This is a genomic window from Parasphingopyxis marina, from assembly GCF_014237875.1.
Classification (GTDB): Bacteria; Pseudomonadota; Alphaproteobacteria; order Sphingomonadales; family Sphingomonadaceae; genus Parasphingopyxis; species Parasphingopyxis marina.
Map to the genome: position 1 here is coordinate 149,788 of NZ_JACJVJ010000001.1, position 19,395 is coordinate 169,182.

Sequence of the window (19,395 nt, forward strand, 5' to 3'; positions counted from 1 at the left end):
AGAGAGTATATGAAAAACTTGGCTTTTCGCGTCTCCGCCCTGGCGGGCCTCGCGCTCGTTGCCGGCTGCATGACCCCCGCCGAGCGCGGCACAGAGGTCACCCGCTTCCATCTCGGCGACGTCATCCCGGTGCAGGCCGTGACCATGGAGCCCGCCGATCCGGAAGATGCCAACAGCCTCGAATATACCCAATATTCGGCGATCGTCGCGGATGCGCTGGCCGGGATCGGCTTTACCCCGGCGCAGCTGGACGAGGCCGAGATGGTCGCCGTGATCGGCGTAGAACGCGGCACGCGCGACGAGCCGCCGCGCCGATCGCCCTTCTCGATCGGCATCGGCGGCGCCTCGTTCGGCCGCAGCACGGGCGTCGGCCTCGGCACCAGTGTCGGGCTTGGCGGTTCGCGCGGCGGCGAGGTGAATGTCACCGAGCTCAACGTGGCGCTGAAGCGCCGGTCCGAGGGCACTGTCGTATGGGAAGGCCGCGCCATCCGCGCCAGCGAACCGGGTACCGAAGACCCCACAACCACCGTCCAGCGGCTGGCCTCCGCCCTCTTTCAGGACTTCCCAGGCGAGTCGGGCCGCACTATCACCGTCGAATGACCCTCAGCATCACGAGCGCTTTCGATAGCGGCAACATCAAGCTTCTTTCGGTATCCGGCGGCGAAGCCGAGCTGGAAATCGTCAAGGATCACCAGTCGGACTTCTACCAGTGGTTCTATTTCCGCGTCACCGGCTGCGCCGGACGCGAGCTCGTTCTCCGGATCACCAACTGCGCCGAGGCCGCCTATCCCAAGGGCTGGGAGAATTATCAGGCGCGCGTTTCCGCGAACCGCGAAGACTGGCTGCTCTCCGATACGGACTATGCAAACGGCGTGCTCACCATCCGCCACACGCCCGAGGCCAACAGCGTCTGGTTCGCCTATTTCGCGCCCTATACGATGGAACGCCATCACGATCTGGTCGCCGAGATCGCGTCGCGCGACGGCGTATCGCATGCTTCGCTCGGCCATACGCTGGACGGGCAGGAACTCGACTATTTCACCTTGGGCAAAGGCGATGTGCAGGTCTGGCTCTATGCCCGCCAGCATCCCGGCGAGAGCATGGCCGAATGGTGGATGGAGGGCGCGCTCGACCGGCTGACCGACCTGTCGGATCCCGTTACGCGTGTTTTGCGTGAGAAGGCGACCTTCCACATCGTGCCCAATATGAACCCGGACGGATCGAAGCGCGGCCATCTGCGCACGAATGCCGTTGGCACCAACCTCAATCGTGCATGGCACGAACCCACCGCCGAAAAGAGCCCCGAAGTGCTCTGGGTGCGCAATCGCATGGACGAGACCGGCGTCGATTTCGCGATGGACGTGCATGGCGACGAGGCGATCCCGGCGAACTTCATCGCGGGCTTCGAGGGCATACCCAGCCTGAAGGACCGGCAGATCGAACTCTATCAGGCCTATCTGGCGGCCCTACTGAAGGCGACGCCCGATTTCCAGACGACACTCGGCTATCCGGTCGCCGAACCGCGCAAGAGCAATCTTTCCATGTCGACCAACCAGGTCGCCGAGCGTTTCGGCTGCGTCGCGATGACCCTGGAAATGCCGTTCAAGGACAATGCCGAACTGCCCGATCCCGATTTCGGCTGGTCGCCCGAACGCTGCGCGCTGCTCGGCCGCGCCTGCCTGTCGGCGCTGCTCGACATTATCGACGAATTGCCGGCCTAGTCACGTCGCCTAGGCGAACAGCTCCTCGAGGAAATCCTGCATTGCCTTCCAGCTCCGCCGGTCGGAATCGGGGTGATAGACGACGCCGCGCTCGGGCAGGTTGGCGCTTTTGTCGGTAAAGCCATGGCCGGTATGGCCATAGGCATGGATCTGCCAGTCGGCGCCGCCCTCGGTCAGCTCCTTCGCCAGGGCGACCGTCGCATCGGGCGGCGCGAGCGGATCTTCCCAGCCATGGCAGACGAGCAGCTTCGCCGCGATCCGATCGACATTGGGGAAAGGCGGCGGCTCGTAGACGCCGTGAAAGCTGACACCGCCCAGAAACTCGGCACCGCAGCGCGCGAGATCGAGAACGGACTTGCCGCCGAAGCAATAGCCGATCGCCGCGACCTTCGCCTCGTCCACTTCGGGCAACGCCTTGGTCGCGGCCAACGAGGCGAGCAGGCGATCCCGAAGCAACCCGCGATCGGCATTGAGCAAGTTCATGAAACGCGCCGGATCCTCGTCCTCGCGCGTCGCCCGGTTTCCCTCGCCATAGAGATCGGCAACCATCGCCGCATAGCCGAGCCCGGCGACGCGTTCGGCCGTCCGATAGTCGGCCTCTTTCGGCCCCAGCACATTGGGGATCACCATAACGCCGGGGCGCGGACCTTCCCAATCGGTATCGACCGCCGCGACGCCTTCGAACGCGCCGCCGGGGCCTTCATACATTACCGTCCGCCGTTCGATCGCCATGGGGCCTCCTCTCTCCTGCGAATCCCTGTCGCCCCATTGTATCGCGGCACAGGGGCGCTAAGGAAAGCGCCGACTTCAAAGAGAAGGAATACCGCCCATGCCCCACCTCGTCCTCATCCGGCACGGCCAGTCGCAATGGAATCTGGAAAATCGCTTCACCGGTTGGTGGGACGTCGACCTGACCGACAAGGGCATCGAGGAGGCAAAGGCGGCGGGCGTGCTGATGCGCGAAAAGGGCATCGATCACGATCTGTGCTTCACCAGCGTGCAGAAGCGCGCGATCCGCACCCTCTACATCGCGCAGCGCGAAATGGAGCGGCTGTGGCTCCCGGTCGAGAAGGATTGGCGGCTGAACGAGCGCCATTATGGCGGACTGACCGGCCTCAACAAGGCGGAAACGGCGGACAGGCATGGCGACGAACAGGTTCATATCTGGCGCCGCAGCTTCGATACGCCCCCGCCCCCGATGGAAGCGGGCAGCAAATACGACCTGTCCGCAGACCGCCGCTATGAAGGCATCGACATTCCGCAGACGGAGAGCCTGAAGGACACGATCGCCCGCGTGCTACCCTATTGGGAAGAACGGATCGCACCGGCGCTGCGCGAGGGCAAACGCGTGTTGATCTCCGCCCATGGCAATTCCCTGCGTGCGCTCGTCAAGCATCTCTCCGCGATTCCCGACGACGAGATAACCGGACTCGAAATCCCGACCGGCCAGCCAATTGTCTACGATCTCGCCGACGATCTGAGCGCCCGGGACCGCTACTACCTCTCCGAACGCTAGGTCTTCCGCGCCATTGCGCGCCGGGCGGGTTCGCATTAGAAGAACCCGCTTCTCCGGCCCTTTGGGGACTAGGCACAGGACGAAGCATGACCGACACACCGCTTATCGGCATCATCATGGGCTCGACGTCGGACTGGGACACGATGCGGCACGGCGCCGACATCCTTTCCGAGCTCGGCATAGCGCATGAGTGCAAGATCGTCTCCGCCCATCGCACGCCCGAACGGCTCTACGAGTATGCGAAATCAGCCGTCGATCGTGGCCTGAAGGCGATCATCGCCGGGGCCGGCGGCGCCGCGCATCTGCCCGGCATGACGGCATCGATGACCCGATTGCCCGTGCTCGGCGTTCCAGTGGAATCGAAAGCGCTCAGCGGTATGGACAGCCTGCTCTCGATCGCGCAGATGCCCGCCGGGGTGCCCGTCGGCACCCTTGCAATCGGCGTTGCAGGCGCAAAAAATGCTGCGCTTCTTGCTGCAGCAATTGTTGCAACATCGGACGAGGCCCTCGCCGAACGTCTCGACGCCTGGAGGCGGGCGCAAACCGACGCCGTCGGGGAAGATCCAAAAGGATGAGTGCAGTCCCATGACCAATGAGTCCGGGCCCCTGCCCCCCGGTTCGATCATCGGCATTATAGGCGGCGGCCAGCTCGGCCGGATGCTCGCCATTGCCGCCGCGCAGATCGGCTATCGCTGCCATATCTACGCGCCGGAGGATACGCCGTGCGCCGCCGATGTGGCCCTCCGCCATGTTCGCGGCGATTATGCGGATATCGATGCACTGACGGCTTTCGCCCGCAATGTCGACGTCCTGACCTACGAATTCGAGAATATCCCGGCCGACCCGCTCCACGCGCTCGCGGCCTTCGACCTGCACCCGAATGCAACGGCGTTGGAGCTGGCGCAGGACCGGCTCAGCGAGAAGGATTATATCCTCGGCCATGGAGGAAGACCCGCCGATTATAGGGCGATATCAACACTGGCCGATCTGGAAACCGCACTGGCTGAAATCGGGACACCCGCGATTCTGAAGACGCGCCGCTTCGGCTATGACGGCAAGGGCCAGGCGCGCATCGGGGATTCAGACGGAGCCGCGGCCGCCTGGGCGAAGATCGGCGAACAGCCCGCCGTGCTCGAAGCCTTTGTGCCGTTCGGCATGGAATTCTCGATCCTGCTGGTGCGGGGCCGGGACGGCGAGATACGGCTCTGGGACGCGCCGGAAAACCGGCACGAACATGGCATCCTTGCCCATTCGCGGGTTCCCGGCGGCGGCATAATCGCCGAACAGAAGGCGGCCGCCGGCGATCTCGCCCGCACCGTCGCCGAAGCGCTCGACTATGTCGGCCTGCTGACCTTCGAATTCTTCGCCGGGGCGGACGGACCGGTATTCAACGAGATGGCGCCGCGCGTCCATAATAGCGGTCACTGGACGATCGAGGGCGCCTTCACCTCGCAGTTCGAAAACCACATCCGCGCTATTTGCGGCCTGCCGCTCGGCGATACCAACCTTGCCGCATCGCGCGTCGAGATGGACAATCTGATCGGGGCGGAGGCCGAAGACTGGATGCGCTGGCTGAAAACGGACCGAGCGCACCTCCACCTTTATGGAAAGGGAGAAGCGCGCCCGGGCCGCAAAATGGGGCATGTGACGCGACTCTATTTCGATTGAGCCGCGTCTCGTCGAGCCGGTTTAGCCGGTTTTGGTCGCCTTGAAGGGCATGTCGCCGAATGCGCCGGCCTTGATGGAGCCGGTCATCTCATCACCTTCGACCGTCGCCGTACCTTCGAGCGTCAGGGGCATCGGAACGGTGATGTCCATCTTCCAGGTAAGCGTATTGCCGTCGACCTTGCCTTCCTGAACGTCGGCGGAGCCGGTCGCCCCGGCATTGGTGCCGGTCACAGTGTCGCCTTCCTGGTTGAGCGTCATCGTCGACTTCTGTTCGCCCATCGGTGAGTTGACCACCGCATCCCATGTGCCGGTTACGTCCGTCATATCCTGTCCTTCCTTACATTGATGTCAGTTATTGAGCTTCGACTGTTTCGACGTCCAGACCGAGCGCGTCAAGCTGCGGTCTTACCAGTTCGGCATCACCCACGATCACCCAGATGAACGCGTCGGGATCGATCGCCGAACGCGCTGCGGCATCGAGCTGATTCGCATCCAGCGCACGGTACATTTGTGCGATCCCGTCATAATAATCGTCGGGCCGGTCGTAGAGTTCGTTGTTCGCAAGGCCCCCGGCAACGCCGCCCGAAGTCTCGAACCGTCCCGGCAGACTGCGTATGCTGCCGGTCACCGCGCGCGTTACTTCTTCGGGCCGGATACCGTCGGTCGTCAGGAAGGCCTCGATCTGTTCACGCAGCGCAACGATCGAATCGCCGGTGCGATCGGCCTGGACCGGCGCATAGATGGTATAGCTGACCGGCCCCCGGAACCGGTTGAGCGATCCGCGCACACCGTAAGACCAGCCGCGCACCTCGCGCAGCTCCATATTGATCCGCGAGAGGAAACTGCCGCCCAGCGCCTCGTTTACCGTCAAGAGCGGCAAGAGTTCGTCGGTGCCGTCGATATCCAGCACCTGCCCCGCATAGATAACCGATTGCGGCGAATCGGGACGGTTCACGAGGATGATGCGCGGCTCGACCTCGGGAATTGCGACATCGAGCGATTTGGCGCCCGGCTCGCCCTCGCCGGTCCAGTCTCCGAAACGCGGCTCCAGCATGGCGACAACCTCGTCCAGCGTCGAATCGCCAACGACCATGATCGAAAGCTTTTCCGGCCGGATCCAGCGGCGATGGAAATCGACAAGATCGTCGCGCGTGATCGCGGTCACTGTATCGGGAGTACCGAGACCGCTGGTCGGGCGGCCATAGGGATGGGCCTCGCCGAACAGCCGCGGCCAGAGGTTGAGGCTCGCAAGACCCGGCGGCGAGGTCCGTTCGGCGGCGATCGCAGCCAGCCTTGACGCACGCAGCCGCTCGATCTCGTCCGGCGCAAAGGCCGGGTTGCGCACGACATCGGCCAGCAGGTCGAGCGACGGGCCGTAATTGGGGGCCAGGGCGAAGATGCTGAAGGTCGTGCGGTCGACCGAGGCCCCGGAACCGAGCGCGGCGCCGAGCCGTTCCTCAGCTTCGGCGATCTCGGTCGAATTGAGACTCGTGGTCCCCTCGTCCATGAGCCCCAGCATCAACGTTTGGGTGCCCAGCCGATCGGCGCGGTCCGCCGAATTGCCGGCATCGAAACTCAGCATGGTGAGGATCGTCGGGACCGCACTCCGGCGCACGAAACGGATGGTGACGCCGTTCGATAACGTCGCGCGCTCGACTTCCGGAAAGTCGAGATCGTCGATCGTCCCGACCGGCGGCCGCGGTACCGAACGCGTACCAAGATCGTCGCCCGACGCCGCTGAAACGGCCGCTTCTTCACCCGGCTGGAGATAATAGGCGGGGTGGCGCCTGGTGCCGGTTCTTTCGCCGGCCGAAACCGAGGAGGATTCTTCGTACGCGCCGCGCTCGCCGGGCTCGATGCGCATCGCCAGCACAGGTCGGGTCAGCCAGCGCTGCATGGCCGCGACCGCGCTTTCGGGGGTCGCCGCGCCAATCCGTTCCAGCTGCGTGCGGTAAAAAGCGGGATCGTTCGAATAGAGCGCGCCAGTGGCGAGCACGGTAGCCTTGCCGCCAAATCCGCCAACCTGTTCGAGGCCGGCGATTCGCCCCGACACTTCGCTCATCGCGACGCGGTTTACCTCGTCCGCCGTCGGGCCGGTTGTAATATAGTCCGCGATCAGCTCATCCAGCCGCGCTGAAACGGCATCGGCATCGGCGGTCGGCGCTACATTCACCTGTATTTCGAACAGGCTCATATATTCGAACTGCTGGACGGAAGCGCTCACGCTCACCGCGGTCTGCTCGCCGCGGACGAGGATATTGTCGAGCCGGGAACTGGCGAGACCGCCGAACACGCTCGCCGCCACGTCCAGATCGGCGGTCACCGGATCGTTGAGGCCGGGCACGACCCAGGTCCGGGTCAGCCGCGTCGTCGCGACCGCATCGTGCATCAGTATGTCCTGGCGTTCAGCGAGGGTCGGGACGCCGGGATCAACCTGCTCGGTTTCCGGGCCGCGCGGGATGTCGCCGAAATAGCGTTCGACGAGCGGACGCGCCGTCGCCGCGTCGATATCGCCGGCAAGCACGAGGACGGCATTGTTCGGCCCGTAATGCCGGCGGAACCAGGCCTGGACGTCTTCCAGGCTCGCGGCGTCGAGATCGGCCATCGAACCGATCGTCGAATGCCGATAGGGATGACCCTCGGGAAAAAGCGCGTCCATCTGCACATAATCGACCAGGCCGTAGGGCTGGTTGTCGCCCTGGCGCTTTTCGTTCTGGACGACGCCGCGCTGATTATCGAGCTTCTCCTGCGTCACCGCGCCGAGCAAATGCCCCATGCGATCGGATTCCAGATACAGCGCGAGTTCGAGGCCCTGGACCGGAACGGTCTGAAAATAGTTGGTACGATCGAACCAGGTCGTGCCGTTATAGTCGGTTGCACCGATTTCCCGCAGCGGTTCGAAAAAGTCGCCGGGAGCGTTTTCGGAGCCGTTGAACATCAGATGTTCGAAGAGATGGGCGAAACCGGTCTGCCCGACGGGCTCGTTCCGCGATCCGACATGGTACCAGATCGATACCGCGACCACCGGCGCCTTGCGGTCTTCATGGACGATGACCCGAAGGCCGTTGTCGAGCGTGAATTCCTCGAAGGGGATGGTTATATCGTCAACGAGATCGGCCGCCGTGACATTGGGCTGGGGCCCGGCCGGCGCCGTTTGGTGATGATCGAGCGCTATTGCGGGTGCGGCGATCAAGGCAAGCGGCATCAACAGGGCGGATATCAGGCGGCGCATCGGCGGTTCCCCTAGAAAATACGAGCGCGAACCATAACGCTGGGCGGCTTGCGCGCAAGCGGCGCTTGCGCCTTGTCGACCAATGCCTAGTTAGGTCGATGAACACAACGCGCAGACCCTTGTGTGGTATTTTCGCAACACTATATCGTGACAGACCAAGGAGCAGGGAGCAGTCATGAATCTCGAAAAGTTCACCGATCGTGCCAAGGGTTTTCTTCAATCTGGCCAGACGGTTGCGATCCGCATGAGCCATCAGCAGGTGGCGCCCGAACATCTCACCAAGGCGCTGCTGGAAGACGAACAGGGCATGGCGGCCGGGCTGATTGGGCGAGCGGGCGGCAGTGCCGAGGCTGCAATACGCGAAATCGACGAAGCGCTCGCCAAGGTTCCGCAAGTTTCCGGCGGCGGCGCGCAACAGACACCGCAGCTCAACAATGATTCCGTCCGCGTCCTCGACCAGGCCGAGCAGATTGCGACCAAGGCCGGCGACTCGTACGTCACCGTCGAACGATTGCTCCTCGCCCTGACCCTTGCCAAGGGCACTGCGGCAGGCGACGCCCTCGCCAATGCCGGGCTCAAGGCAGAAGCGCTCAATGCAGCGATCAACGAATTGCGCGGCGGCCGCACGGCCGATACCGCGAGCGCCGAAGACCGCTACGATGCCCTGAAGAAGTTCGCGGACGACCTCACCGCGCGCGCGCGCGCTGGGAAGATCGATCCGATCATCGGCCGCGACGAGGAAATCCGCCGCACGATCCAGATCCTGGCCCGGCGCACCAAGAATAACCCCGTCCTCATCGGCGAGGCCGGCGTCGGCAAGACCGCCGTCGCCGAAGGGCTTGCGCTGCGCATCGCCAATGGCGACGTGCCCGACGGCCTCCAGAACCGCACATTGCTGTCGCTCGATATGGGGGCGCTGATCGCCGGTGCGAAATATCGCGGCGAATTCGAGGAGCGGCTGAAGGGCGTGCTCGACGAAGTCAAAAGCTCGGACGGCGAGATCATCCTGTTCATCGACGAGATGCACACATTGGTCGGCGCCGGCGCATCAGAAGGCTCGATGGACGCGTCGAACCTGCTCAAGCCCGCGCTCGCGCGCGGCGAGTTGCATTGCATCGGGGCCACGACGCTCGATGAGTATCGCAAATATGTCGAGAAGGACCCCGCGCTGCAGCGGCGTTTCCAGCCCGTGTTCATCGAGGAACCGAGCGTAGAGGACACGATTTCGATCCTGCGCGGCATCAAGGAGAAATATGAGCTCCACCACGGTGTCCGGATCACCGATGGCGCACTGGTTTCCGCAGCGACGCTGTCCGAACGCTACATCACCGACCGCTTTCTGCCCGACAAGGCAATCGACCTGATGGACGAGGCGGCTTCGCGCATCCGCATGGAAGTGGAATCGAAGCCCGAGGAGATCGAAAATCTCGACCGGCGGATCATCCAGCTCAAGATCGAGCGCGAGGCGCTGTCCAAGGAAAGCGATACGGCCTCGAAGGACCGACTCGCCGCTCTCGAGGCGGAGCTTGCCAATCTCGAGGATGAGAGCGCAGCGTTGACGCAGCGCTGGCAGGCCGAGCGCGAGAAGATCAACGCCGAGGCAAAACTCAAGGAAGAGCTGGACGCCGCACGCATCCAGCTGGAACAGGCGCAGCGCGCCGGCGATCTCGCCAAGGCGGGCGAACTTTCTTACGGCGCCATTCCGGATCTTGAACGCAAGCTGGAAGAAGCCAGCCAGGCCAGCGAAGGCGCGATGCTGCGCGAGGAAGTGACGAGCGAGGATATCGCCTCGGTCGTGTCCCGCTGGACCGGCATTCCCGTCGATAGGATGCTCGAGGGCGAGCGCGAGAAGCTGCTCCAGATGGAAGAGCATATCGGCAAACGCGTGATCGGACAGGAAGATGCGGTGAAGGCCGTATCGACCGCGGTCCGCCGCGCCCGGGCGGGCCTCCAGGACCCGAACCGGCCGCTGGGCAGCTTCCTGTTTCTCGGGCCCACCGGCGTCGGCAAGACCGAATTGACCAAGGCGCTCGCCGAGTTCCTGTTCGACGATCAGAATGCGATGGTCCGCATCGACATGAGCGAATTCATGGAAAAGCACGCGGTATCGCGGCTGATCGGCGCGCCGCCCGGCTATGTCGGCTATGACGAAGGCGGCGTGCTGACCGAAGCGGTTCGCCGCAGGCCGTATCAGGTCGTGCTCTTCGACGAGGTTGAAAAGGCGCATAACGACGTCTTCAACGTTCTCTTGCAGGTACTCGACGACGGGCGACTGACCGATGGCCAGGGCCGTACGGTCGATTTCTCGAACACTCTCATCATCATGACCTCGAACCTTGGCAGCCAGTATCTGTCGTCGCTCGGCGACGAGCAGAAGGTGAGCGAGGTGGAGCCCCAGGTGATGGAGACCGTGCGCGGCCATTTCCGCCCGGAATTCCTGAACCGGCTCGACGAAATCATCCTGTTCCATCGGCTCAGCCAGGAGCATATGGCGCCGATCGTCGATATCCAGGTCGCTCGCGTCCAGAAGCTGCTCAGGGATCGTAAGATCGAAATCGAGCTTTCGGAGAAGGCGCGCGAATGGCTGGGCCGGGTCGGATACGACCCCGTCTATGGCGCGCGACCGCTGAAACGCGCTGTGCAGAAATATGTGCAGGACCCGCTCGCAGATGCCATTCTGCGCGGCGATATCGTCGATGGCATGACGGTGAAGATCGACGAAGGCGATGGTGCGCTTACGCTGAAGACAGACTAGCAATCGGCTTCCAGATGCGCGATGAAAGTGCGCGTTCGTGGAGACCGGATCGCAGATCGAAAGGCTGTTTATGCGCAAGTTCGTTACCGCCGGCGTATTGGGATGCGCTGTCTTCGCCCTCGGCCATAGCCCCGCCCTCGCGGACGACGATGACGAGGCGCTCGAACCGTTTCGCGCATGCGGCACCCTGACCGACAACACCGCCCGCCTCGCCTGTTTCGACCAGGCCCTTGCAGGCGCGGCCACCGCGCAAGCCGAACGACAGGCACGCCGGCAACGGCGGCGAGCCGAAGATTTCGGGCTTTCGGCCATACAGATCGAGGAACGTTACGATCGCGAAATCGAGCGCGCCGAGCGCAGCGGCGATGCGGACGCCCTGGCCGCAGCCGAAGCGCTGGAGCCCGCAGAACCCGAAGAGGTCACCTCTCCGATCACCGAGACCCTGGTCGATTCCACGCGCCGCCGCGTCTTCCTTCTGGAAAACGGGCAGATCTGGCGCGAAGGGAATAACAGCAGCCTGCGCGGGCGCATCCGGGTCGGGTCGATTGCGACCGTTTCGCGCGGCGGCCTTGGCGGATTTCGGCTACGCGTCGAAGGACGCACCGGCTTTATTTCGGTGTCGCGGATTCGCTAGCAAGCCGCGTTTACGGCTCCGCTCGCCCCGGGATTTCGGCAGCCCGAACGTGTGCCGTTGAATATCAGAGTATCGGCGTCCCGGTTTTCGGTGTCACGCAGGTCGGCCCATTGGGCATTGGTCATGCAAATCCTGACCGAACGCGCCCGTGAACCGGTGACGCCCCGGACCTGACAGACGATGTGATCGGGGTCGCGGTTGGCATTGGGCGGTCCGGAGCCGGGAGCTCCCGGCGCCCAGTTATCGCCGGGACGGAACGCCGTTGACGGCGCCGCAATCGCCACTGTGGCGAGCACCGCGATATAAATCTTCGTCATCTTCATAAGCGCCATCCTTTCGTGCCATCGCTTTTATCGACGTTCGCACGAAATAACTATTGCGATGCACCGGGATTACTCAGATTTGCGCGGAAAATTGCGCAACTGACGGCTTGGTAAGGCTTTTTTCTGCGTTTGCGCACTAGCATCCATCGGGATCGACGCCGGGGCGCCCGCAGCCCGTGATCGAGCCGCTATCCACCAGATTTCCCGCGTCCCGGTTACCGGCGTCGCGCAACGCGGCCCATTCGGCATTGGTCAGGCAAATGCGCACCCGTCGGACGCGCGACCCGGTAACCGCGCGCCTTTCGCAACGAAGCGCGTCCGGCGCATAGGGATCGAGTGCGGCGGATTCCTGCCCGGCCGCCTCGTCGGTCGCATAGGCCGGAAATAAGGATAGGGCTACCGTCATCGCGGCCACCAACGAGTATATACCCTCTTTCATCGGTACCTTCCGACGATGGAAATAGTTCCTATATTACGAAACGGTATATATAGATGCAATAGCCATGGCGGCGCAGGCGGTTGACCGGCTTTTTTTTCCCCTGCAGACCATTGCCATGGTCGAAGCAGAAAGCATCAACACCATTCTCCACGATCCGCATTGGTTCCCCGTTCGCTATGATGAGAAGCGAGACCAGTTTCGTCTCCGCAGGACGCTAAGGCAGGACCATCGAGACGCCGTTTTCCTGTCCGAAGAATATTTGGGCCCAGCCGGCGAATGGCGGGTTCTGGCACGCAAGGCAGTGACACGCGATGCGATCGGGGCACCGCCTTATTTCATATTCCATTCCGGCTTTTGCTGTTCGACCTTGATCGCCCGCGCCTTCGATCTTCCCGGAACAGCGATGGGCATTAAAGAGCCCCAGATGCTGCAGGACGTGACCGGGTATCGGATCCGCGGCGCATCGGAAACACAGGTCGACGCAGCGATGACGGCGGCGCTCGGGCTGCTCGCACGGCCGCTCGAGCCCGGGGAAGGGGTGATCGTCAAACCCTCCTGCATCGTCAATTCCGAGGCCGAACGGATCATGCGCCTTCGCCCCGACGCCCATGCCCTTTATCTCCACGCTCCGCTCCACGTCTTTCTCGGCTCGATCGCCCGCAAGGGGATCACGGGCCGCTTATGGGCGCGGGAACTGTTCGCGGGGTTGCAGCATTCAGGCCTGGCGAACCTCGGCTATACAGCGGAGGAACTGTTCGGCCAGACGGACCTCCAGATCGCCGGCCTTGCATGGCTGGCGCAACATATCCATTTCACGCGGCTCGCCGATCAGTTGGGCCCGGAGCGCTTGCGAATGCTCGACAGCGAAACGTTGCTCGCCCAGCCGCGCTACGCGATCGCGGCGCTGGGATCGTTTTTCGGGCTGAACCTCAACCCAACGCAGATCGAAGCCATACTCAATGGACCCGCCTTCACCTCCCATTCCAAGTTCGGCACCGAATTCGACGCCTCTCTGCGCGAAAGCGATCGGGCTGCGGAAAATCTCTATGCCGACGAGATCGGCAAGGTTGCCATATGGCTTGAGCATGTCGCGGATGGTCTCGGCGCGAATCTCGGCCAACGCCACGCACTGCTGGGTTGAGTATCCGGGCGGTCAGGCCGGCGTCGCGACATCGAAGGCGACCGTCAGCCGCTCGCCAGTCTCGAATGGGACCGTGCCGTGCCACATGATCGAAGGAAACAGGGTCAGCGATCCGATTCTCGGGCGAACGCTGTGATAGGGCTCGAGATCGAGCCCCAATTCCTCGGGCGGGCGGCCAAAGGTCAGCCATCCTGCCGGTTCAGTGCCCAACTCGGCGCTATCGGGCAGGGCGACATAGAGGGCGGAGCTTAGCCAGCCCTGCGGATGGATGTGGTCGGTATGACGGCCGCTCCCGGCGAGACGAACAGACCATGACCCCGCGAAGCGCACGAGCCCCGGCGCGTGACGGAGTACCGGGTGCGCTTTGTCGACCGGCAAAAGCGCACGCATATGGCTTTGGATCACTTCGGCAAGGCATTGGCGGAGCTCTTGAATTTCCGCCTCGGCGCGCGCGAATAGCGGGCCGTCCGTCTGCGTGCCGCCGCGCACCGACTGGCCGGGCATATCGGCCTTCAACACGTGAAGCGTCCGCAGATGAACGGCTAGCGCATCGAAATCGATCCTGTCGGAAATGTCATAGGTGTGGATCAGTCGCTCGTCGCGTTCGAGCCAGACCCAGCGCGGGTCTTCGAGAAGTCGCCATGCGAGGCCGAGATAAGGCCACATCTCGTTTTCCGCCGGGTTGCCGATCAGCGCCTCGCCGATACGCGCGGCTTCGTTAGGCCGCTCGGTCCGCAACATGTGGCGCATGGCGCGCACGGCAATGGCGATGTCGGGATAGGGCGCAAGGGCGGAAAACAGATGATCGGCGCGTTCCTTGTCGCCAAGTTCCGACGCTGCGATCGCCTCGAACATATCAAGCGACCGATTGTCGCCGAGATGACGGCGCGCCTTTTCAACGATAGCGCTAACATCGGCAAACTGGTCGACGCGAACATGCTGGTTCAGCAGCGCAATCCAGAGCGCCGGATCGCTGGGCCGGGCCGCAAGCGCCCGATCGAAGCCCTCGGTGAACCGATCCCGTTGCCCGGCCATCCAGCGAAACTCCGCAAGCGAATTCTGCCCCTGGACCCAGGCGGGGTTGGAGGCGAGCAAGATATCGAGGTCGGCGAGCGCCTGCTCTATATCGCCTTCGGCCGCTTGCGCGGCAGCGCGACCGATCAAGACGTCGCCATCGGCGGGAGCGGCGCTGCGCGCCACCTCATAAAGCGGAGTCGCCGGCAAGCCGGCCTCCATCGTGACGCGTGCGAGCGCATGTGTGACCTTGGGATCTCTCGGCGCAAGGGCCACCGCATGTTCGAAGGCATCTATTGCCGCAGCCGATTGCTCGAGCGCGCGGTGGAGCAGTCCAAGCACATGCCATAGCCGAAGATGATCAGGATGGCGCCTCAGCGCCTGCTTGACCAGCCGGACGGCCTCCGCTGCTTGTCCGCGATCACGCATCGCCATCGCAGTTTCGATAATTTGAGACGGAACCGGGCCGTCGCCGTCATCCTGACCGGAAGAAGCCTGCGCCGCAGGGCGATTGCCGTCGGTGCTCGTCACGCGCGCTCCTCAAATGCCTGCGAAGTAGGAGCGCCCTTGTTGCACAAAAAAAGGCGGCGAGGGAAACCCCTCGCCGCCCGTTTTTTGGCTCAGCCGGTCGCCTAGAAGCGAACGCGGCCGGTAACCGAGTAGGTGCGACCAAGAACGTCGTACGTCGTCGGATAGGTGTTACCCGAGTTGTAGGTCGACGAACCGATGAAGCCGCTGACATTCGGCGCATCGCGATCAAGCAGGTTGTTGACTGAGAAGGTGACGTCGAAATTCTCGCTGACGTTCGAACGGACCGAAAGGTCGAAGTAGGAAGCGTCGTCGATCGCGAGATACTCAGGCAGAATGCCCGTCGTGGTCGCGGCGAATTCATATTCGACACCGTCCGTCCAGCGCCACAGCAGCGAGACATCTACGAGATCATCGATGCTAAGCGTGGTGCGGAAGTTGAACGCCCATTCCGGGGTGATCGGCTCACAGTTGTTGCTGTAAAGACCGACGCACTCGCGGCCCAGGATCACGAGCTTTTCGGTCCAGTTGCCGTTCAGGTCGAAATTCACCGAACCGAAGCTGACGGGCAGCGAGTAATTCACCCGGAAGTCGATACCGCTGGTTTCCAGCGTACCGGCATTGGTGAGCTGCAGGATCAGGCCCGGCGTATCGCCACCGCCATTCAGCGAACCGTTGAGCGGGTTACGCTGGATGAGCGCGCATTCCGGAGCTGCCGGATTCGGCGTCGGAGCCGAAAGGTTCGGACCGAAGCACGGCGTGAGCACATCGCCCGGGTTCAGCGTCGTAATCGCGTCGGTGACCTCGATATTGTAGTAATCGACAGTCACGGCGAGCCCCGGAACCTGCGGCGGCGTCACGATCACGCCGAGCGTGAACGAATCGGCCTTTTCGACGTCGAGGTTCGGATTGCCGCCACCGGTGGCGTTCACCTGCGCCGCCGATGGTACGGGAATGCCGCCGATCGTGCCGGCAGGCGCACCCTGCGCGATGCAGATGCTTGTCAGCGCCGCGCTGAACGGACCGGGACCCGCACACGGATCAACCGTCAGGGCCGTCAGTCCGGTCGTGACCGGCGCAAACAGTTCGCCGATGTTCGGCGAACGCACCGAATGCTGGTAGATGCCGCGGATGCGGAAGCCCTGGAAGGGTTCCCAGCTACCGCCGGCTTTCCACGTAACGCTCGTACCCGAGTTCGAATAATCCGAAACGCGGATGCCGCCTTCAGCCGTCAGGCTGTAGAAGCCCGGAATGTCTTCGAGGATCGGAACGATGAGTTCGGCATAGCCCTCGATGACGTCATAGCTGCCGGAGAAGGTCGGCGACGGAGCACCGGTACCGAGAACTTCGTCCTGCGTGCCGGCCGAAATGTCCGAAACGCGGCTGGCGTTATATTCGCGATATTCCGCACCCAAAGAGAAGCCGACCGGCGTTTCGGTGAAGAAACCGCTCTCGCCGAGCTCGCCCGCCAGGAAGGCGGAGACGACGGCAAGCGACGTCGAGTCGGTGAAGGCCGCCGGCTGGTTGAAATAGGCAACCGCGCGGGGATCGATATTCTGGCCGATGCCGCCACCGAACAGGTTGACCGGGAAACAGCCGTTGGACGCGTCCTCACAGTTGTTCGCATCGAGAGCGCGCAACGCGTTCTGGACACGGGACTTGAGGCCCCAGCCCGTCCGGGTGTTGGTGCGCTGCGATTCGCCGTACGAAGCCGAAACATCGTAGCTGAGCGTATCGGTTAGATCGCCACGCAGGCCAGTCCAGACCTGGAACTGGTTGGTGATGATCGTGTTGTTGCGCGGACCCATTTCGACGAGGCGACGGTTGATGGTAACCGCAGCTTCGCGATAGAGCGGATCGTTCGAATCCGTCGCGGCACCCGCGGCGATACATTCCGCCGCGCCGCCCGCAAATTGCCCCGCGGTCGTACCCGCATTACAGATCTGCGTGCGCATCGCATCGGTCAGGAACGGATTGTTGAGCGGCAGCTGCCACGTGTCCCCGAACAGACCCGACGGAGCGAGCCGCAGTTCGACCGTCGTCTTGGTGAACATCGCCCGGGTATAGGCTTCGATACCCGGCGTGATTTCATAGCGCGCGGAACCGTAGATATTGTAGCGCTCGAGCGGAGTCTGGAAGAAGTTGAACGGGTTGTAGTTGAACGTAGTGTAGGTCGGGATGAAGGCATCGCCGGTCGGGTTCAACTGGTTGGTGCCGCTCGTAAGACCGCCGTCGAGGCTGCTCGTCACGCGGGTCGGCACTGCCGTGCCCGAACCGACGGCCGCGCCGTTCACGAAGATGGCGTTCTGCGAGATCAGGCGGTTCGACTGCAGGACGTCGTCGACCTGCTGATAGCCGATGCTGAGAACGGCGTTACCGCGACCGTCGGCGAAGTTCGCGCCGATCGTCACGTCGCCACGGAGACGCTCGCCGTCGCCGCGCTCGGTGATGCCATAAGTAACGGCAGCTTCGACACCCTCGAAATCGCGACGGGTGATGAAGTTCGCAACACCGGTGATGGCGTCCGCACCGTAGACCGAGGAAGCACCGCCGGTAACGACTTCGACGCGCTCGATGAGCGCGACCGGGATGATGTTAAGGTCGGTCTGCGAAGCGAGCGACGCCGGAACGAGGCGCTGGCCGTCGAGCAGGATAAGGTTACGCGTCGAACCCAGGTTACGCAGGTTCAGCGTGGCGATGCCGCCCGAACCGTTGTTGACCGAGTTGTTGATACCGGGAGCGATACCCGGAAGTTCACCGATCAGCTCTTCGGCGTTCGTCGCCTGGCGAAGATCGATTTCGTCCTGACCGACGACCTGGATCGGGCTCGACTGTTCGAGATTCGGGTTGGTGATACGCGAACCGGTGACGACGATCGCCGGCTGGCTCGCACTGGCTTCGGCAAGCTCGTCTTGCGCGAAGGCCGGCGTCGACAGCATCGCGACGCCGATCACGACAGGCGCAGCGCCCGCCTTGAGTTGTGAAAATTTGGAAGTCTTGCTCACGTTTCCAGCCCCTTATTTCTGGAGTTTAGGCACCGCACAATCGCGGCTTTATGTTTCTAGCCCTGCGGGTCGCAGATGCACGATGCGCGCACTTCGCCCATAGGCTTGTCGCGCTCACTGCATCCTGCCGAAGAGCCTGTAAAGCAAAGCTTCGGCCATTCTTACGGGTTCGGAAGGGATTGTCGCCAAAATGCAACAGTTTGGTTTGTGCGGCTTACAATATTGCTCGGGCGGCCTGATAACGCTTGCTTGATTGCTCGGAAAACCGCCCTGGAAAGACTCTGTTTACCGCAGTGCAGCAATCAGGAGCCGGGGTCCGGCATCGGGCCGGCCAGGAACCGGGGGTCGATTCGTTCGGTGCCCCATTTCATGCTCCAGTGAAGGTGAGGGCCCGTCGCACGGCCGCTGGACCCGATCGCACCTATTCGATCGCCGCGCGCCACGCGATCGCCTTCGGCAACGTCGATCCGCGACAGATGGAGAAAGGCGCTGTTGAGCCCCATTCCATGATCGATCATCAGCAAATAGCCCTCCAGCGTGAACGGCGTCTGCGCGGCGAGGATGACGACGCCGTCGGCCGGTGCAACGATCGGCGTGCCCGCCGGGCGGGCGATATCCACGCCCGAATGATAGGAACCGGGCTCTCCGCGATAGATGCGCTGCGATCCGAACAGGCCGCTTATCCGCCCCGTTACCGGCCACAGGAAGGCCTGCCGCCAGCCATCGACTTGCGAGCGCACGGCGCGCGCGGCGTTGATCCGCTCGAGCTCGGGTGCACGGCGGCGGCGGAATTCGGCGGAACTGCTGCCGCCGCGAGGCGCGGCGTTGACATGTTCGATACGCCAGCTGGTCGGCGCGATGGAGAGCGCCTCGGTTACACTGGTTCCGTCGTGAAGCGTCGCGACCAGTATCGCATCGCTGCCGTGATCCCGGCCGAACGCGATCAGGAAATGCCCATCGGCGGCAACCGCCACGGCTTCGCCGTCCAGGGTCAGCTGTCGCGTACCGCCCGGAACCTCGCCGCGCACGACGCCGCCTTGCCGGAAAATACCGTCAAAATGGAAGCCGGTTCGGCGGGCGACGCTGGCAGTGGCGCCCGGAACCTCGTCGGCCCTCGCTCCGGTGTCAGTGGCCTCAGCCGCCGGCACGGCGGGAGAGCATGCAAGCACCGCCGCGACAAAAGCCAGGATGCCCAGCGAGCGTTTCATCCGGCATCCTCTTCTGCCTGAACCGATATTTCGGCGGTTGCATAGGGCTCCTGACGCACGACGCTCCAATAGCGCAATTCGTCGAGGGGGATGGCCTGGCCGGTGATTGCGCACAGCACATGATCGCCGGGCGAGAGCATGCGGAAATTGTTCGCCATATAGTGAAGCCTGGCGGTTCGGCCGCCGCGCGAAGTCAACATACTCGTTTCAA

General features: G+C 63.2%; 17 protein-coding genes. 8 read left to right on the forward strand and 9 right to left on the reverse strand.

Annotation, left to right across the window (positions count from 1 at the left end; all coding sequences use genetic code 11):
- The first annotated feature begins 9 nt into the window (after positions 1–9).
- Together H6P80_RS00640 and H6P80_RS00645 are read left to right on the forward strand one after the other, a co-directional pair.
- On the forward strand, positions 10–600 hold the full coding sequence (locus H6P80_RS00640; protein ID WP_185799429.1) for a DUF4136 domain-containing protein: 591 nt from the start codon (positions 10–12) through the stop codon (positions 598–600).
- Entirely contained in the window at positions 597–1,721 is a 1,125-nt protein-coding gene (locus H6P80_RS00645; protein ID WP_185799430.1) for a M14 family metallopeptidase, read from the forward strand. Before H6P80_RS00640 ends, H6P80_RS00645 begins: the two co-directional genes overlap by 4 nt.
- A gap of 9 nt (positions 1,722–1,730) precedes the next feature.
- On the opposite strand, the gene H6P80_RS00650 is transcribed toward H6P80_RS00645, so the two are convergent.
- The gene (locus H6P80_RS00650; protein ID WP_185799431.1) at positions 1,731–2,453 is read right to left on the reverse strand and encodes a dienelactone hydrolase family protein; all 723 of its coding nucleotides are present in this window, start codon (positions 2,451–2,453) and stop codon (positions 1,731–1,733) included.
- Positions 2,454–2,550: 97 nt separating this feature from the next.
- Here H6P80_RS00650 and gpmA point away from each other — a divergent pair, with 97 nt between their 5' ends.
- The 3 genes from gpmA (at position 2,551) to H6P80_RS00665 (ending at position 4,905) form a co-directional block, all read left to right on the forward strand.
- Positions 2,551–3,237 carry a 2,3-diphosphoglycerate-dependent phosphoglycerate mutase gene (gene gpmA / locus H6P80_RS00655; protein ID WP_185799432.1) on the forward strand — a complete coding sequence of 229 codons (687 nt, stop codon included), beginning with the start codon at positions 2,551–2,553 and terminating at the stop codon, positions 3,235–3,237.
- 86 nt (positions 3,238–3,323) lie between these two features.
- A complete protein-coding gene (gene purE / locus H6P80_RS00660) occupies positions 3,324–3,812 on the forward strand; it encodes a 5-(carboxyamino)imidazole ribonucleotide mutase (protein ID WP_185799433.1) in 489 nt (162 codons plus the stop codon).
- Positions 3,813–3,822: 10 nt separating this feature from the next.
- Positions 3,823–4,905: a 5-(carboxyamino)imidazole ribonucleotide synthase gene (locus H6P80_RS00665; protein WP_185799434.1), complete on the forward strand. Its 1,083-nt coding sequence runs from the start codon at positions 3,823–3,825 to the stop codon at positions 4,903–4,905.
- Positions 4,906–4,926: 21 nt separating this feature from the next.
- On the opposite strand, the gene H6P80_RS00670 is transcribed toward H6P80_RS00665, so the two are convergent.
- Both H6P80_RS00670 and H6P80_RS00675 read right to left on the reverse strand, forming a co-directional pair.
- The gene (locus H6P80_RS00670; protein ID WP_185799435.1) at positions 4,927–5,229 is read right to left on the reverse strand and encodes a hypothetical protein; all 303 of its coding nucleotides are present in this window, start codon (positions 5,227–5,229) and stop codon (positions 4,927–4,929) included.
- Between the two features lie 28 nt (positions 5,230–5,257).
- Positions 5,258–8,137, reverse strand: coding sequence for a M16 family metallopeptidase (locus H6P80_RS00675; RefSeq protein ID WP_185799436.1), 2,880 nt, complete (start codon positions 8,135–8,137; stop codon positions 5,258–5,260).
- Between the two features lie 175 nt (positions 8,138–8,312).
- Here H6P80_RS00675 and clpB point away from each other — a divergent pair, with 175 nt between their 5' ends.
- Both clpB and H6P80_RS00685 read left to right on the forward strand, forming a co-directional pair.
- Positions 8,313–10,892: an ATP-dependent chaperone ClpB gene (clpB, locus tag H6P80_RS00680; protein ID WP_185799437.1), complete on the forward strand. Its 2,580-nt coding sequence runs from the start codon at positions 8,313–8,315 to the stop codon at positions 10,890–10,892.
- Positions 10,893–10,962: 70 nt separating this feature from the next.
- On the forward strand, positions 10,963–11,526 hold the full coding sequence (locus H6P80_RS00685) for a hypothetical protein (RefSeq protein WP_185799438.1): 564 nt from the start codon (positions 10,963–10,965) through the stop codon (positions 11,524–11,526).
- On the opposite strand, the gene H6P80_RS00690 is transcribed toward H6P80_RS00685, so the two are convergent.
- Together H6P80_RS00690 and H6P80_RS00695 are read right to left on the reverse strand one after the other, a co-directional pair.
- Positions 11,523–11,849: a hypothetical protein gene (locus H6P80_RS00690; RefSeq protein ID WP_185799439.1), complete on the reverse strand. Its 327-nt coding sequence runs from the start codon at positions 11,847–11,849 to the stop codon at positions 11,523–11,525. The genes H6P80_RS00685 and H6P80_RS00690 overlap by 4 nt on opposite strands.
- Positions 11,850–11,985: 136 nt before the next feature.
- Complete coding sequence (locus H6P80_RS00695; RefSeq protein ID WP_235973679.1) at positions 11,986–12,288, reverse strand: hypothetical protein; 303 nt, start codon at positions 12,286–12,288, stop codon at positions 11,986–11,988.
- A gap of 115 nt (positions 12,289–12,403) precedes the next feature.
- On the opposite strand from H6P80_RS00695, the gene H6P80_RS00700 reads away from it, so the two are divergent.
- On the forward strand, positions 12,404–13,429 hold the full coding sequence (locus tag H6P80_RS00700; RefSeq protein ID WP_185799440.1) for a hypothetical protein: 1,026 nt from the start codon (positions 12,404–12,406) through the stop codon (positions 13,427–13,429).
- A gap of 12 nt (positions 13,430–13,441) precedes the next feature.
- On the opposite strand, the gene H6P80_RS16670 is transcribed toward H6P80_RS00700, so the two are convergent.
- From H6P80_RS16670 to H6P80_RS00720, 4 genes are all read right to left on the reverse strand, one after another.
- Positions 13,442–14,974, reverse strand: coding sequence for a 2OG-Fe(II) oxygenase family protein (locus tag H6P80_RS16670; RefSeq protein ID WP_185799441.1), 1,533 nt, complete (start codon positions 14,972–14,974; stop codon positions 13,442–13,444).
- A 101-nt stretch (positions 14,975–15,075) separates the two neighbouring features.
- Complete coding sequence (locus H6P80_RS00710) at positions 15,076–17,976, reverse strand: TonB-dependent receptor domain-containing protein (RefSeq protein WP_328804908.1); 2,901 nt, start codon at positions 17,974–17,976, stop codon at positions 15,076–15,078.
- Between the two features lie 302 nt (positions 17,977–18,278).
- Positions 18,279–19,184, reverse strand: a complete 906-nt coding sequence (locus H6P80_RS00715; protein WP_185799442.1) for a M23 family metallopeptidase — start codon at positions 19,182–19,184, stop codon at positions 18,279–18,281.
- Positions 19,181–19,384, reverse strand: coding sequence for a DUF2093 domain-containing protein (locus H6P80_RS00720; protein WP_185799443.1), 204 nt, complete (start codon positions 19,382–19,384; stop codon positions 19,181–19,183). The genes H6P80_RS00715 and H6P80_RS00720 overlap by 4 nt, the downstream gene beginning before the upstream one ends.
- Between the last annotated feature and the right edge of the window lie 11 nt (positions 19,385–19,395).

Excerpts from the sequence above, each read along its gene's own strand:
- H6P80_RS00640 (WP_185799429.1), top strand. The coding sequence starts at position 10 with ATGAAAAACTTGGCTTTTCGCGTCTCCGCCCTGGCGGGCCTCGCGCTC.
- H6P80_RS00645 (WP_185799430.1), top strand. The coding sequence starts at position 597 with ATGACCCTCAGCATCACGAGCGCTTTCGATAGCGGCAACATCAAGCTT.
- H6P80_RS00650 (WP_185799431.1), bottom strand. The coding sequence starts at position 2,453 with ATGGCGATCGAACGGCGGACGGTAATGTATGAAGGCCCCGGCGGCGCG.
- gpmA (WP_185799432.1), top strand. The coding sequence starts at position 2,551 with ATGCCCCACCTCGTCCTCATCCGGCACGGCCAGTCGCAATGGAATCTG.
- purE (WP_185799433.1), top strand. The coding sequence starts at position 3,324 with ATGACCGACACACCGCTTATCGGCATCATCATGGGCTCGACGTCGGAC.
- H6P80_RS00665 (WP_185799434.1), top strand. The coding sequence starts at position 3,823 with ATGACCAATGAGTCCGGGCCCCTGCCCCCCGGTTCGATCATCGGCATT.
- H6P80_RS00670 (WP_185799435.1), bottom strand. The coding sequence starts at position 5,229 with ATGACGGACGTAACCGGCACATGGGATGCGGTGGTCAACTCACCGATG.
- H6P80_RS00675 (WP_185799436.1), bottom strand. The coding sequence starts at position 8,137 with ATGCGCCGCCTGATATCCGCCCTGTTGATGCCGCTTGCCTTGATCGCC.
- clpB (WP_185799437.1), top strand. The coding sequence starts at position 8,313 with ATGAATCTCGAAAAGTTCACCGATCGTGCCAAGGGTTTTCTTCAATCT.
- H6P80_RS00685 (WP_185799438.1), top strand. The coding sequence starts at position 10,963 with ATGCGCAAGTTCGTTACCGCCGGCGTATTGGGATGCGCTGTCTTCGCC.
- H6P80_RS00690 (WP_185799439.1), bottom strand. The coding sequence starts at position 11,849 with ATGAAGATGACGAAGATTTATATCGCGGTGCTCGCCACAGTGGCGATT.
- H6P80_RS00695 (WP_235973679.1), bottom strand. The coding sequence starts at position 12,288 with ATGAAAGAGGGTATATACTCGTTGGTGGCCGCGATGACGGTAGCCCTA.
- H6P80_RS00700 (WP_185799440.1), top strand. The coding sequence starts at position 12,404 with ATGGTCGAAGCAGAAAGCATCAACACCATTCTCCACGATCCGCATTGG.
- H6P80_RS00715 (WP_185799442.1), bottom strand. The coding sequence starts at position 19,184 with ATGAAACGCTCGCTGGGCATCCTGGCTTTTGTCGCGGCGGTGCTTGCA.
- H6P80_RS00720 (WP_185799443.1), bottom strand. The coding sequence starts at position 19,384 with ATGTTGACTTCGCGCGGCGGCCGAACCGCCAGGCTTCACTATATGGCG.